Source organism: Brevibacillus brevis NBRC 100599, from assembly GCF_000010165.1.
GTDB lineage: Bacteria > Bacillota > Bacilli > Brevibacillales > Brevibacillaceae > Brevibacillus > Brevibacillus brevis_D.
The window spans coordinates 5,481,093-5,498,460 of record NC_012491.1 but is presented as its reverse complement, the minus strand read 5'-3'; the positions used below and the strand labels follow the sequence as shown (position 1 = coordinate 5,498,460).

Annotated in this window: 2 protein-coding genes; both read left to right on the top strand. The window is 46.1% G+C overall.

Annotated elements, in window-relative coordinates; translation table 11 throughout:
- Positions 1-665: 665 nt before the first annotated feature.
- A complete protein-coding gene (locus tag BBR47_RS25995) occupies positions 666-7,769 on the top strand; it encodes an amino acid adenylation domain-containing protein (protein ID WP_015893428.1) in 7,104 nt (2,367 codons plus the stop codon).
- Between the two features lie 10 nt (positions 7,770-7,779).
- Positions 7,780-17,322, top strand: a complete 9,543-nt coding sequence (locus BBR47_RS25990) for a non-ribosomal peptide synthetase (protein WP_015893427.1) — start codon at positions 7,780-7,782, stop codon at positions 17,320-17,322.
- The last annotated feature ends 46 nt before the right edge of the window (positions 17,323-17,368 follow it).

Genomic DNA, 17,368 nt, shown 5'->3' with positions numbered 1-17,368 from the left:
GTGGTACTTCGGTATTTTATTTGCAGTCTCGATAGTAGTAGGAGGGTATACCCTTTTTCAAGGTTAATAGAAAAATAGACATGTTCAGCCTTCTCAGGTATCGATCTATTTCTACACCAGTCTACCCGAGAAGGTAAGCATGTCTATTTTTGTTTTATGATAAACCAATGTCAACGCTAATAATTGACATAAAATTCAGATGTGATATAATGCCTATAATTGGTAATCTATTACATTTATTCTCTTAAAAGTAAATTATTCTTATAATTCCCCTATTCCTAGTAGAATCTGAAGCTGCTTTTCCACTTCATAGGTGTTTCATACTTAACTGTATTCAAAACACTACTCCACTTTCGATTCACTTACCTTCCCTTTCACATCTCGTTTGTAGCCGCTTTGAACATGCCCTGTAAAATTTGGACGCAACATGTTTTTTGGTCAACTATTCTGGCCTTTTTTGACGCTGCTTACTTGCTTCACCTAAACGAATCGGGTGTCCGGTCTTTAACGTGGACGATTCGATGAGTCAACGCCTACTTAGTAAAGGAGGGGGAGGCTTACCGACCAATATCCATTTTAAAAGTCTGTCAAGCAGAGCGGGTGAGGAACTTCATAATTTTAGAGGGTTCCCCCTTCATTATCAAGCTCAAAAAGGGAGGATAACCATGGCCATGAAAGATCATGTGAATCAAATGGCAGAAGAGGCTCCATTGCTGCAGCTTCCGTTTGATTTCCCGAGACTTAAGAATGCTCATTATGCAGAAGAGACGCAATCGATTGATCTGTCAAAAACGGTTGGGGAGAAAGCAAGATTACTTTGCATGCAGGAAGAGACTGACATGTTTACGCTACTCTTAGCTGCATACCATAGCTATCTTTACAGATATACGGGGCAAAACGACATTCGGGTCGGAGCGATAGCGAGTGATGGTCCTACCTTTTTTGCAAGTCGAGTGATTGCTGGTGAAACAACGAATTTTAAGCAGCTGTTGAACGAAATCAAAGAGAATAGAGTGGAGGAGAAGCTTGCTAGTAGCTCCGAAACTACGAAATTATTTCATACCTTTTTACGAGTAGGAAAAGCCGGGGATGACGATAACAAACTTTTTGTCGACTCCCAAATAGCAAATGTAGAGCTGCGTGTTAATGTCGAAGAGGCTGAGGGAATGCATATAACATTTACATATAATTCCTTTTTGTTTGCACAACAAACGATACGACGAATGATCGAGAACTTTTGCAACTGGATCGAACAAGTAATCACTCATGTCGAAACGCCTATCGATTTATTGAGACTGATAACCAAAAACCAAGAGAAGGAACTGCTAGACGAGTGGTGCAGGAATGATGAACCCTCGAATGTTCCTGACACAATCTTGACCGCCTTTGATTTCCAAGCCAATCAGAATCCCGATGCCATTGCGCTCGTGTTTAAGCAAGAGAAGATGACTTATAGAGAATTGGATATCCGCTCAAATCAATTAGCGAATTACCTCCGAAAGATTGGGGTAACTACTGAAGTGCTGGTGGGAATATGCCAAGAGCGTTCCATTGAAATGCTCGTGAGTATCTTGGGTGTGTTGAAAGCAGGAGGCGCTTATGTACCGATCGATCCTGCGTATCCTGTTCAAAGACTCCACTATATTATGGAAGATGCAGCTTTACAAGTAGTGATTGCGGATGAAGCGTCCGCGACGAAAGTACCTGACGGAATAAAAGTGGTTAAATTGTCGGATTATTGTGAAATTTTGTCGAATGAAAGCACGGAGCCCGCTGAGATCGAAGTAAACGGCCACAATCTTGCTTACGTCATCTATACCTCCGGTTCGACAGGAAATCCCAAGGGGGTAATGATTGAGCATCATTCTGTTATGAATTTTCTTCAAACGCTGGAGAGTCGCAGTCCTCTTTTACATACGGACAGGCTTTTGCAAAAAACGTCTGTTTCCTTTGATGCTTCTGTTTGGGAACTCTTTTGGTGGATGTTGAAAGGTGCTAGCCTGTACATCCTCCCAAATGGCGATGAGAAAGACCCCGCCTTGCTTGTGAAAGCTGTCGAGGCGCATCGAATTACCCACCTTGAGTTTGTGCCGTCTATGTTGAAAGCCGTATTGGATTATATAGAAAAACAGGATTCTTCTTCTGCGTTATCCTCCTTGAAATACGTCACAGTTGGAGGGGAAGTGCTTCCGCCTCATGTCGTTACGAAGTGTATCGATCTATTGACCATTCCTTATGGTACAAGCTTATACAACACGTATGGGCCGACAGAGACAACAGTCGAGGTTGCCAGCTTCCAATGCCATCCAGATGCAAAGCACGCGCAAATACCCATTGGAAAACCGAATGCCAATACACAGCTATACGTATTGAACGAGCATTTACAAATTCAACCTGTCGGAGTTGCCGGAGAACTGTATGTCGGGGGATCAGGGGTAGCAAGAGGTTACTTGAACCGTCCTGAATTGACAAAGGAACGCTTCATTTCCAACCCGTATTGTCCAGAATCAGACTTGCGTTTGTATCGAACGGGAGATTTGGTTCGGTACTTGGCTGACGGAAACCTGGAATATATCGGGCGAAATGACAGTCAGGTAAAAGTGAGAGGGTACAGAATTGAGCTGGAGGAAATTGAAGTCACGTTAGGCAATCATTCGACTGTGGAACAAGCAATCGTTGTGGCGAAAAAAGACGCCTATGATAATAACAAGCTGATCGCTTATGTGATCGGGTCTGGAACGGTAACAGAATGGCGTGATTATTTGAAGGCTCAGCTTCCAGAGTTTATGGTTCCAGCGTATTTTGTGAAAATGGATGCTTTCCCGCTTACTCCCAGCGGAAAAATTGATCGTAAGTCACTGCCAGAGGTAGGCAATAGTCGCCCGCATGTTTCGACGGAATATGTAAAACCGGAAACGGAATGGGAAACCAAGCTCTTGGATATTTGGCTGGATTTGTTCGGATACGACGAGATTGGAGTCGAGGATCATTTCTTTGAATTAGGCGGACATTCGCTGTTGGGGACTCAGGTGATTGCGAGAATCCGTGCTCTTTTCAAGAAAGAGATTCCGTTGTCTGCTCTGTTTGCTTATCCGACGATTCGGAGCATCGTGCCAATCGTAGCTGCCGCAGATGAGGTAAATGCAGGAGATGCATTCCCTGCCATCAAGAGGGTGTCACGAGATCGCGAATTGCCGCTTTCTTATTCGCAAGAAAGAGTGTGGTTCTTAGAACAGTTAAGCGCCAATAACTTGGCTTATATTTTTCAAGCCACAATGAAAGTGCGTGGGATGCTGGAGCTCCCCATTCTTAATAAATGCTTTACGGAGCTTGTGCGTAGACATGAAATATTCCGAACCGTTTTTCATGAGAAAAATGGACAGCCCTATCAGGTGATCTCTGAACCATTCGATGTGGAATTGCCTGTTGTCGAAGTTTCGCACCTACCTGAGAGTGATCGTGCTGCTGAAGTCCAAAAACTGATTCAAATGGAGATCAAAAAGCCGATTGATATCTCGCAGCTACCATTAGCGCGCTGGATTGTTTACAAGATTTCTGAGTGGGAGTCTGTCATTTTGTTTGTGGAGCATCATCTGATTCATGATGGATGGTCATTCCGCAAATTTTTAAAAGAGCTGTTTACGCTGTACAGTGCCTATCTTGAAAATAAACCGTCCCCATTGGCTGAGTTGCCGATTCAATTCGCAGACTATTGCGTATGGCAAAATGAGCTGTTTAAGCGTGGCAAGGAAAACAAGCAATTAACGTACTGGAAGAATCTACTGGAAGGGGCCAATGGGATTCTGGAATTGCCCACTGATCGGCCACGGCCAGTCAATCAAACCTTTCACGGGAATATGTTCACCCAATTAATACCGGAGGAACTGTATCTTCTACTGCGTGATTACTGCATGAAAACAAATACGACCTTATTCATGGTCATGATGGCTGCGTTTCAAACCTTGCTCCATCGTTATTCCAATCAAGAAGACATTATTGTTGGCTCGGGTATCGCGAATCGACGTTGGAAAGACACGGAAGAATTGATCGGGATGTTTGTGAACAATATAGTGATCCGTCAGCAATTTACCGACAATATGACGTTCCGGGATGTATTGCAAGACGTGAAGAGGTCAGCCCTGGAAGCGTACGAGAATCAAGAAATTCCTTTTGATCAAGTAGTCGATGCCTTAAAACTGAAGCGTGATCAAAGCCGCAACCCTCTTTTCCAAGTCATGTTTAGTTTCCAGGATGCAAAAGTCACTCATCTCCCTGTATCCAATCTGAATATTCAACTCACCGAAGGCATTAGCAACGGATCGGCAAAATTTGATATCAACGTCGTAGTGACAAATCATGAGGAGCTCGCTTCTTCCCTTTTAACAAAGGATGAATTCGGAAGTATAAGCCTTGACTGGGAATACAATACGGATTTGTATGACGAATCTACCATGCGCCGCATGTTTCATCATTATATTGAATTACTGCAAAGCGTTCTGACGCACAGTGACCGGACGTTGCATTCCATGCCTATGCTGACCGCTTCTGAGAAGAACCAAATTCTCCAAGAGTGGAATGACACGGCTGTTGCGTTTGAGGATCAGAAAACACTCCATCAAATTTTCGAGGAGCAGGCTGTCCGGACACCAGAGCGAATGGCGGTTGTATTCGGCAACGAGCAATGGACCTACAGGCAAATAAATAACCGGGCAAACTTCCTGGCAAGCAAATTACGAAATCTGGGAGTGAAGCCGGATACATTAGTAGGGTTAATGAGTGAGCGTTCTCCCGACATGATGATTGGTATTCTTGCCATTCTAAAAGCGGGTGGAGCGTATATGCCGATGGACACAGCAGCTCCAAAAGAAAGACTGTCCTATATTCTCCAGGATAGCGATACGAAGATCGTCGTCATGCAAGAAAAATTCAAGACAGCAATTGATTTCAATGGTCCCGTCCTGTTATTGGAAGAGAATAGGCCGGATCAGGATGTAGAATGCGATAATCTGGAGTCCGTTTCTCATTCGAAAAATTTGGCGTACGTCATCTATACTTCAGGTTCGACGGGGGCACCAAAAGGAGTCATGATCGAGCATTGCTCGGTTGTCAATCGGATGAACTGGATGGTCCATCGCTACCCCATGAACGAGCATGACACCATTTTGCAAAAGACTCCCTATTGTTTTGATGTTTCCGTAACGGAATTAGTCCTGTGGTTTTTCACTGGCAGCAAACTATGTTTCCTCGCTCCCCAAGCAGAGAAAGACCCGGAGGTTATTGTCAAAACGGTTGCCCAGCACCAAGTAACCTATATTCATTTTGTTCCCTCTATGCTCAGCATCTTTTTAGACCATATGGAAAACGTGGATTGCGCAGAGGAAATAAAAACTTTACAGCGAGTTTATACGACTGGGGAAGCTCTGAGTACGGAACAGGTTCAACGTTTTCATCGGTTAATCGGGCAACGGAATCAGACGACGCTTACCAATCTGTATGGTCCTACAGAAACGACCATTGAAGTGACCTACTATGATTGCCAGGCCGCTAGCGAGGTAATCCCCATTGGGAAGCCTATGGATAATATTCAAGCTTACATCCTCAATAAGGAAGGGGACCTGCAACCAATAGGTGTGATGGGTGAATTGGTTATTGGGGGCATTGGACTTGCACGAGGGTACATCGGAAAGCCCGAGTTAACAGCTGAACGTTTTGTCCCGAATCCTTTTGGTGATCGATCTGAAAGGCTGTACAAGACAGGTGACTACGCGCGGTGGATGCCAGACGGCAATATGGAGTACATCGGCCGTATGGATAATCAAGTCAAAATTCGCGGTTATCGGATTGAATTAGGTGAAATCGAAGCGGTTATGAGGAAGCAGCAGGGGGCAGGAGAAGTTGCCATCATTGCCCACGAATATGAGCCGGGGGACAAGCGATTAATTGCTTATTACAGTGGGGCATCAGAGGTCGAGACGTTAAAAAGCCATTTACAGAAGCAGTTACCGCCTTATATGATTCCTTCTTATTTTGTACGGGTGGAGAAAATGCCACTCACCTCGAGTGGCAAATTGGATCGTAAAGCATTGCCACTGCCTGAGATCCATATGGTAAGCCATCACTACACAGCGCCGCGAAACTCAACGGAAGAATTGCTCGCACTCATATGGAGTGAAATTTTAAAAGTAAACCAAATTGGGGTATATGATTCGTTCTTTGAATTGGGCGGGCATTCCCTGTTAGCAACACAGGTTGTATCGCGCATACGAGATGTGTTTGGTCAACATCTGCCTCTCCGAGCGATCTTTGATTGCCCGACCATTGAGGGCTTGGCAAAGCGGATAACCGAATTGCGTCAAGGCGAGAAAATGTTTCAACTGCCTGTTCTCGTGCAAGTGGATAGAACGGAACCGATCCCGTTATCTTTTACGCAGCACCGGTTGTGGTTTTTTGACCAACTGGAGCCAGGAAGCAACGTCTATAACATTCCCTATGTATGGCGCTTAAGCGGTTCATGGGATGTTGTCGGCTTAGAAAAAGGATTGAACCAATTGATTGAACGTCATGAAATGCTTCGTACTGTTTTCGCAAAACAAAATGGCGTCCCTGTTCAACTCGTCAAGCCGCATCAGCCAAGAGCACTACCCGTCATTGATGTAAGCAGCCTCTCTGCGGATGAAAGAGAAAAGCAGGTCCAGCATTGTATTCAACGGAGTGCTGATCGCGTATTTGACTTGAGTCAAGGACCGTTGATTGAAGCTGAGCTGATTAAGCAGGATGAATCGGAGTATGTTCTGCTTTGTACCGTCCACCATATTGTCTTCGATGGCTGGTCAGAGGATATCTTGTTGGACGAGTGGATGGCCTTCTATGAAGAAGCAGTCAGCGGAACGCCTGCCGATCTGCCACCGTTATCCATTCAATACGGGGACTTTGCTGTGTGGCAAAGACAGTGGCTATCAGACGAGACGATGAAAGAGCAAGTGGCGTATTGGGAAAAGGAGCTTGCAGACGAGCTCACGGTGCTTCAGTTGCCATTCGATCGTCCACGGCCAGCCATTCAAACGTATGCAGGGGACATGCAGCATATCGATTTGACCCCTTCATTACTAGAAAAACTGAAAGCTTTCAGCAAGCAAGAGGGTGCTTCTCTGTTCATGACATTGCTGGCCGCCTATCAGAGCTTTCTCTCTCGCTATACCGGACAAACCGACATTTTAGTAGGAAGTCCAGTCGCGAATCGCACGCGAAAAGAAATGGAAGGGGTAATCGGGTGCTTTGTAAACACGCTGGTTTACAGAGTGAACGTCGAAGACAATCCAAGCTTCAGGCAATTGGTCGCCCAAGTCAAAGAAAAAACATTGCGTGGGCAAGAAAATCAGGATGTGCCCTTTGAAAAAATCGTAGAGGTCCTTCAGCCAGAGCGAAATGCAAGTTACTCACCTATCTTCCAAACGATTTTTACGATGCAGACCCATCTGAGAGACGTAAAGCAATGGCCAAATCGAACCATTGAGCCAGTGAAAAGTACCATCAAGGTTGCCAAATTTGATCTGTCCATTTCCATAGAAGTCAATTCAGAGCATTCGTTGACGATTTCATTTGGCTACAATACAGACTTATTTCATCCGTCCAGCATAGAACGAATGATCGGACATTTTGTGAATTGGCTCGAACAAGTGACGGCATATCCTGAGGAATCAATAGAAGGCTTGCGATTCATTTCAGAAGAGGAAGAAAAACAACTGCTGGAAATGTGGAGTAATCATTAGGAGGTGCTGTATGCAAGATTCCATTACCGCATTATTGGAAGAACAAGTGGAACTTCATCCTGATGCCATTGCATTGGTATACAAAGATGCAACCCTTACCTACAAGGAGCTTAACAGCAGAGCAAATCAATTGGCGCATTATTTACAATCGTCCGGGGTTGGAGCAGAGAGCCGAGTTGGCTTGTACATGGATCGCTCGTTTGAAATGATCATCAGTATGGTCGCTATTTTAAAGGCAGGCGGGGCCTATGTCCCGCTTGACCCTGCCTACCCTGAGCAACGATTGCTTTATATGCTGCAAGATGCAAGCATTTCGATTGTGCTGACACAAGAAAGCATGGTGTCCAGACTGCCGGACGGATTGAAAATCGTTTGTCCCGATCTGGATGTGAGCAAGATCAACAAGGAATCCGATGCGAATGTAGGCGGAAGCACGACCTCTGAAAGCCTAGCCTATTTGATGTATACGTCCGGTTCGACAGGAAATCCGAAAGGTGTACTCATCCCCCATCGTGGAGTGATCCGACTTACGAAGCATGCTTCTTATGTAACCCTCACACCGAAAGAAACCATGCTGCAACTCGCGTCGATTTCCTTTGATGCGGCGACCTTCGAAATCTGGGGGAGCCTGTTAAATGGCGCGAAATTGGTGATTTATCCATTTCCCGGTCTGTCTCTGGAAGAGCTGGGACAGGTGCTGCGTGAAGAAAAAATCAGTACGCTATGGCTTACCGCAGGCGTTTTCCATCAAATGATCGATTACCGCATCGAAGATTTAAAAGGAGTGCGTCAATTGCTGACTGGCGGCGACATCGTGTCTGCCAAGCATGCGCAGCGAGCTTTAGACATGTTACCAGAGACACTGGTGATTAATGGGTATGGCCCGACAGAAAACACGACATTTACTTGTTTTTATCACATAACACAGAAGAGCGAGATTCAACATTCTGTTCCGATCGGTCGACCCATCAATGATACGGAGGTCTTTATCCTAAACGATAAGCAAAAGCTCGTTCCTGTTGGTCTTGTTGGCGAATTATATGTGGGAGGAAAGGGACTGGCTTTCGGATACTGGAATCGTCCGGAGTTGAATCAAGAGAAATTTATTCCGCATCCCTTTCAACAAGATTCCCAAGCGCGATTATACAGAACAGGCGATCTGGTGAAATTTGTGCCAGGGCGAGGAATCGAATTTATCGGGCGAAAAGATAATCAAGTAAAAATAAGAGGAAATCGGATTGAGCTCGGTGAGATTGTAGCTGTTCTCAACCAGCATGAGAGTGTAAGGGAAGCCGTCGTCCTTGTACATGAATATGGATCAGATGATAAACGTCTGATTGCTTACATTGCGGGAGACGGGGATGTCGATGAGTGGAAACGGTATGCGAGTGAACAATTGCCGCCTTATATGGTCCCTTCCTATTTTGTGAAAATGGATGCTTTCCCGCTTACAGCCAACGGGAAGGTAGACCGTCAAGCATTGCCGTTGCCAGAAATACGCACGACGAAGGATGAATTTGTCGCACCATGTACGGATACAGAGAATCGGATCGCAGAGATTTGGCGGGAAATAGTAAAGGTGGAGCGTCTTAGCATCCATGACTCCTTTTTCGATTTGGGCGGACACTCGTTACTTGCGACGCTGGTCATATCCCGCTTGCAGGATGCCTTTCATCTGTCGATCCCGTTGCGCGTCTTGTTTGAATGCCCGACGATCGCAAGCCTAGATGCCAAAATCATGGAGCTGGGCCGGGATGGAAAAAGAGTACGGACACCAGCTATTGCGAGAGTCTCTCATCGGGACAAGCTGCCGTTATCGCATGCTCAGCAGCGTCTATGGTTTTTGCATCAGTTGGAGCCGGAGAGTACGGCTTATAACGTTCCTCACATGTGGCGGTTAACAGGAAAATGGGATGTGCATGCACTGGAAACGGGATGGAACGCGCTACTGCAACGCCATGAAATCTTGCGCACAGTGTTTGCGAATGAAGGGGGGCAACCTTTCCAGGTCATTGAACCCTATGTGTATCGAACGCTACCAGTGATCAATCTGCGTGATCGACCTGCTGCCGAAAAAGAAGAGCAAATCCAGGCGTATATCGAACAGGAAGCAGATAAAAGATTTGATCTACAGCGAGGGCCTTTGATTCAAACCAAGTTAATCATCGTGGAAGAGGATCAGTTCCTTTTGCTGTGCACGATGCATCATGTCATTACGGATGGCTGGTCAGAAGATATCTTATTGGAAGAATGGCTGGCCTTATACGAGGAAGCAGAGAGTGGAGCACGTGCGGAGCTGCCAGAATTGCCGATTCAATACGCGGATTTCGCTGTATGGCAGCGCGAATGGCTGACGGATGAGGTGATGGGCCAACAACTGGATTATTGGAAAGAGGAGCTATCTGGGGAGCTTCCTGTCTTGCAATTGCCAATTGATCGACCACGACCAAGCATTCAAACCTATGCCGGAAGTATGCACAAGATTGTACTGGCATCCGAATTGCTTGAAAAGCTGAAAGCGTTCAGTCGGCAAGAGAATACGACTTTATTCATGACCCTGTTGGCGGCTTACCAAGGCTTTTTAGCCAGATATACCGGACAAAACGATATTTTGGTGGGCAGCCCGATCGCGAACCGAAATGTAACGGAAATCGAAGGCTTAATTGGCTTTTTTGTCAATACGCTCGTCTACCGGGCAAACCTCCAAGACAATCCAACGTTCAAGCAATTACTTGCCCAAGTAAAAGAAAAAGCGCTACAGGCACAGGAGTACCAGGATGTCCCGTTTGAAAAAATCGTAGAAATGCTGCAACTGGAACGCAATCCGAGCTACTCCCCGGTATTTCAGACGGTGTTCACATGGGCGGAAATGGGAGCGGATGTCTATCGCACGTCCAGTGGACAATTAGAGAAAATGCCGGTTCAGATCAATGTGGCGAAATTTGATCTTCAGTTATCCATGTGTGAGTCCGAAGATGGCCTTGTGATGAACATAATCTACAACACAGATCTTTTTGATCTATCCACGATTGAAAAAATGACAGACCGCTTCGCGCATTGGTTGCACGAGCTTGTAAACGCACCGGATGTGCCGATGGCCTTGCTGGAATTGTTGACCGAGGAAGAACGTCACAAACTTTTGCTCGAATGGAATCTCACCAAGGCTACAGTCTTCACGCAGGATTCCATCCCTACCATATTTGAAGAACAAGTGGAGCTTCATCCTGATGCCACTGCATTAGTATACAAAGGAACTAGCCTGTCCTATAGAGAGCTGAATAGCAGAGCGAATCAATTGGCGCATTATTTACAAGCGTGCGGGGTTGGAGTAGAGAGCCGAGTTGGCTTGTACATGGATCGCTCGTTTGAAATGATCGTCAGTATGGTTGCTATTTTAAAGGCAGGCGGTGCCTATGTCCCTCTAGACCCTGCCTACCCCGAGCAACGATTGTTTTATATGCTGCAAGATGCAAGCATTTCGATTGTACTGACACAAGAAGGCTTGATATCCAGACTGCCAGACGGATTAAAAATCGTATGTCCCGATCTGGACGCCAGCGAGATCAGCAAGGAATCCGATGCGAATCTAGGCGAGAGTACAACTTCAGAAAGCCTTGCCTATTTAATGTATACATCTGGTTCGACAGGAAATCCCAAAGGGGTACTCATCCCACATCGCGGGGTGATCCGCCTTACGAAGCAAGTCTCTTATGTATCACTCACACCGGATGAAACCATGCTGCAACTCGCGTCGATTTCCTTTGATGCAGCAACCTTCGAAATATGGGGGAGCTTGCTAAATGGCGCGAAATTGGTGATTTATCCATTTCCCAGTCTGTCTCTGGAAGAATTGGGACAGGTGCTGCGCGATGAAAAAATCAGTACGTTATGGCTAACCGCGGGAATCTTTCATCAAATGATCGATTACCGGATCAAAGATTTAATCGGGGTGCGTCAATTGTTGGCTGGTGGCGACATCCTGTCCGCCAAGCATGCGCAACGTGCCTTGGATATGTTACCAGATACAGTGGTGATTAACGGGTATGGCCCGACTGAAAACACGACATTTACTTGCTATTATCCTATAAAAAATAAGAGCGCAATTCAGCACTCCGTTCCGATCGGTCGACCGATCGATGATACAGAGATATATATCTTAAGCGAAATGTTAAAGGTAGTTCCTGACGGTCTCGTAGGGGAATTATATGTGGGAGGCAAGGGACTGGCTTTCGGATACTGGAATCAACCAGAGATGAACGAAGAGAAATTTATTCCACACCCGTTTCAACAAGACCCCAAAGCGAGGTTATACAGGACGGGCGACCTGGTGAAATATGTGCCGGGGCGAGGAATCGAGTTTATCGGGCGAAAAGATCATCAAGTCAAAATAAGAGGAAACCGGATCGAGCTCGGTGAGATTGTAGCTGTCCTCAGCCAGCATGAGAGAGTAAGAGATGCGGTCGTCCTTGTACATGAATATGGAGCGGATGATAAACGTCTGATTGCTTATATCGCGGGAGACGGGGATGTAGATGAGTGGAAACGGTATGCGAGTGAACAATTGCCGTCTTTCATGGTCCCTTCCTATTTTGTGAAAATGGATGTTTTCCCGCTTACAGCTAACGGGAAGGTGGACCGTCAAGCACTGCCGCTGCCAGAAATGCGCACGATGAAGGATGAATTTGTCGCACCACGTACGGACACAGAGAGTCGGATCGCATCCATTTGGCGTGACGTTTTAAAAACGGAAACGGAATGCTTGAGTATCCACGATTCCTTTTTCGATTTGGGCGGACACTCGCTGCTTGCGACGCAGGTCATTTCCCGCTTGCAGGAAGCCTTCCACCTGTCTATCCCGTTGCGCATCCTGTTTGAATGCCCGACGATCGCAAGCCTAGATGCCAAAATCAAGGAGCTGGGCCGGGATGGCAAAAGAGTACGGACACCAGCTATTGCGAAAGCCTCGCATCGAGAAAAGCTGCCGTTATCGCATGCCCAGCAGCGACTATGGTTTTTACATCAATTAGAGCCGGAGAGTACGGCATACAACGTTCCTCACATGTGGCGCTTAACCGGGGAATGGAATGTGCAGGCGCTGGAAACGGGATGGAATGCGTTACTTCAACGTCATGACATCTTGCGCACAGTGTTTTCGAATGAAGGGGGTCAACCTTTCCAGGTCATTGAACCCCATGTGTATCGAACGTTGCCGGTGATTGATCTACGAGATCGATCTGCGGCTGAAAAAGAAGAGCAAATCCACGATACTATCATGCAGGAAGCAGACAGAAGGTTTGATCTACAGCGGGGACCTTTGATTCACGCCAAGTTAATCGTCGTGGAAGAGGATCAGTTCCTTTTGCTTTGCACGATGCACCACGTCATTACGGATGGCTGGTCAGAGAATATCTTATTGGAAGAATGGCTGGCCTTTTACGAGGCAGCAGAGAGAAGAGGACGTGCAAAATTGGCAGAATTGCCGATTCAATACGCTGATTTCGCAGTATGGCAGCGCGAATGGCTGACAGATGAAGTGATGAGCCAACAACTGGATTATTGGAAAGCGGAGCTATCTGGGGAGCTTCCTGTCTTGCAATTGCCTATTGATCGACCGAGACCAAGCGTTCAAACCTATGCGGGAAATATGCACAAGATGGTGCTGACAACTGAACTGCTTGAAAAGCTGAAAGCGCTCAGTCGGCAAGAGAATACCACCTTATTCATGACTCTGCTGGCCGCTTACCAAGGCTTTTTATCCAGATATACCGGACAGACTGATATTTTGGTGGGCAGCCCCATAGCGAACCGAAACGTAAAGGAAATCGAAGGCTTGATTGGCTTTTTCGTCAATACGCTCGTCTACCGGGCGAACCTCCAAGACAATCCAACGTTCAAGCAATTGCTTGCCCAAGTAAAAGAAAAAGCGTTACAGGCACAGGAGTATCAGGATGTCCCGTTTGAAAAAATCGTAGAAATACTACAACTGGAACGCAATCCGAGCTACTCCCCAGTATTTCAGACGGTGTTCACTTGGGCGGAAATGAAAGCGGATGTCTATCATTCGTCCAGTGGTCAATTAGAGAAAATGCCGGTTCAGATCAATGTGGCGAAATTTGATCTTCAGTTATCCATGGGGGAGTCTGAGGACGGTCTCGTAATGAACATGATCTACAACACAGATTTATTTGATCCATCCACGATTGAAAAAATGACAGACCACTTCGCGAATTGGTTGCAAGAGCTTGTGAACGCACCGGATGTGCCGATGGCCTTGCTAGAATTGTTGAGCGAGGAAGAACGCCACCAAATCCTCGTGGAGTGGAATGATACAGCAGTCGCCATTCCAGAGAATACATGCCTGCATGATTTGTTTATCGAACAAGCAAAAAAGACACCGGAACTCATCGCAGCTGAATATGGCAGTGAAAAAATTACTTATCAAGAACTGGATAGACGTTCTAACCAGTTGGCGCACTACCTGATGATGCTGGGTGTTGGACCCAATACGCCTGTCGGGATCTTTATGAATCGCTCCATTGAGCTTGTCATATCGATCCTCGGCATTGTAAAGGCTGGCGGAGCATTTCTCCCCTTGGATACAGAGATGCCGCAAGCGAGGATGACGAAATTGTTGGAGGGCTCCAAAACCAACATTTGTATATCTGAGCCGGAGTTCATGAACCTGTTTGGACAAGCCACTCATGTTAGATGGATAAATTCCCAAGCGGAAAAAGAAAAAATAGCAAGTATGCCGGAGGGATTGCCGGAGCAAACCGTAAAACCGACAGATTTGGTGTCGATTTATTACACGTCAGGCTCGACGGGAAATCCGAAAGGCGTAGAAAACCACCATTTTGGTTGGGTAAATCGCATGTTATGGATGCAGCGACAACATGGCTTGGAGCAGGGAGAGTCTGTTCTGCAAAAAACAACGTTAACATTTGATGATGCAGCTGTTGAGTTTTTTTGGCCATTGTCTGTAGGGGGACGGATATCACTCTTGGAACCATGGCTGCATCGGGACCCTGAGGCGATTATCCAGGCTGCCATTCACTATCAGGTTGCGTGCATTCAATTTGTACCGAGCATGCTCAATATGTTTGTGGACGCCCTTACGCCAGAGGATGCAGCCAAGTTGCACAAATTAAAAAATGTCATCTCCAGTGGTGAGGCGCTATTACCCGAAACAGTAGGCAAGTTCTATCAAATGCTAAATGCCAAACTCCATAATACATGGGGGGCTACAGAAGTATCGATCGACTCCACCCTATACACATGCTCGCCAATGGACGCGTTGGAAAAGGATTGTGTGAGTGTAGGCAAGCCGATTGATAACAACAGAGTTTATGTGCTTGACCAGAATATGAAGGCTGTCCCAATTGGCGTCATCGGCGACCTGTATATTGGTGGCCTTGGATTGGCCAGAGGCTATCTGCATGATCACGAGAAAACCAAAGAAGTATTTATGGAGAATCCGTTTGTACCAGGGGAAAGGATATATCGAACTGGCGACAAGGGGTACTTCCTGCCTTCGGGCAACATCAAATTCGTAGGCAGACAAGATAATCAAATCAAGATCAGAGGCATGCGGGTGGAATTGGGTGAAATTGAATCCACATTAAGCAGACATCCGTCCGTTCGTGAAGCAGCCGTAATTTCTGTTAAAAACGACAGGTCAGCTACCGAATTGGCAGCATATATCGTGGGGGACGGGGATGTAAACGAATGGCGGACATTCCTGAAGGAGCATTTGCCTGCTTATATGATTCCAACTTATTTCATGAAGTTGGCCAGCGTTCCCAAAACCACGAGTGGAAAAATTGATCGAAATAAACTGGAATTACCAGTCATGAAACCAAGCGATTTCTCGATCATCCAGCCGCGCACGATACCTGAGGAGCTTATCCACTCCATCTGGTGCGATATATTGCAAGTGGATCAGATTTCGATCAGGGACTCCTTCTTTGATAGAGGTGGACATTCCTTATTGGCTACGCAAGTCATTTCCCGCATGCGAACCGTTTTTGGGATGGACATACCGTTGCGCACAATATTTGAGTTTCCAACCATTGAAGCGATTGCCGCTCGTATATCTGAGATCAAGCAAGGCAGCGAGGCGAATACCCGCATCCATGAAGTATCACGAGTGGAGAATCAGAGAGATGTCTCCTTATTCGAAGTATCCCATGGGCAGAGAAGACAATGGTTCCATGCAAAATTCAGTGACCAAGAAGCAGTAGGAGGGGTTTACCTCTTTGAAGTAGCGGGTCCCGTTGAGAGTCATTCTATGCATAGGGCTATGAGCCTTATGTTTGAACGTCACAGAATCATGCGCACGACGATTATAGAAAACGAAGGGCAATTGTATCAAAAAGTGCATGACGACCTTGAGGTGGAGAATGCGTTTGTAGATTTGTCTGCATTATCTGTGACGGAAGGCGAGCAGCGAATCACAGCCGATTTACAATCCGCTTTGTACAAGCCATTTGATTTTTCACGAGAGTCTTTCTTCCGAATGACTTTGTATCGGATGACACCATCGAAGCATTTCCTTATCTTGAGTGCTCATCATATTGGATTTGATGGCTGGTCCTTAGATGTGTTTATCAACGATCTCGCGGACATTTATCAACAAATAGAGAGCGGTGTGCAAAAGGAGTTTTCCAAGCCATTGGATTATATGGACTACACCTTGTGGCAGCAAACACGATTGCAAAATGGAGAATTGAACCGACAACGGGACTATTGGTTAAAACAGCTGCAACAAAATGTAGATGCGCCGTTCATACCGCGAGAGACACATTTACTCACTCATGGCAACCGAATTTCAAACGTAGCATCGCTTCCCATTGAGCCAGTAACGGGACAAGCGCTTTTAGAATTGACTCGAATGGCTGGTGGTACCGTCTATACGAGTTTGCTTACGGCGATCAACATTTGGCTGTCACTTCTCACGGATCAAACCATCCTTACTGTCGGATCGACATTATCTGGCCGTACACAGACGGACCTTGAAGGAATTATTGGTCCGCTAATCAATCCGGTTGCCATGCGCACAGACTTGTCAGGCAACCCGAGCGTATTGGAAATGATGAACAGAACAAGAGAAACCGCATACGGTGCTTATGAGAATCAAGAGTATCCGTACAATTTGGTCATAGAGGATCAGTTAGCTGCCACGGGCGATAAGAAGAATTTGTATTCCATTGTTTTTATTGGACAACATGTATCGAACAATCAGCCAGAATCAGATGAAATTACCTTTACGGAATGTCCGTTACGTCGTTTTCTGGATGAATCGATAATCAAAACGTATGAAGGCAGCCACTTCGTTCAAGATGATCAATTGGATATGATGTTATTTTTGTCCACGCGTCATGACCAACTGACGTTAACGGCACATTACAACATGGAAGCATTCAGCGAGAATGCCATGAATGCGTTACTGGATCAGCTAAAGCATGTTATCTGTCAAATGATCGACAATCCAATGCAGCGCTTGTCTCAAATAAACCTGGTGGAAGAATATGATTTCAATGAACTGTTCAGCTAACGAGTTTATGGCTGTTGGGGCATGTTGGTGAGAGCCGCATGCCCAA

Excerpts from the sequence above, each read along its gene's own strand:
- BBR47_RS25995 (WP_015893428.1), top strand. The coding sequence starts at position 666 with ATGGCCATGAAAGATCATGTGAATCAAATGGCAGAAGAGGCTCCATTG.
- BBR47_RS25990 (WP_015893427.1), top strand. The coding sequence starts at position 7,780 with ATGCAAGATTCCATTACCGCATTATTGGAAGAACAAGTGGAACTTCAT.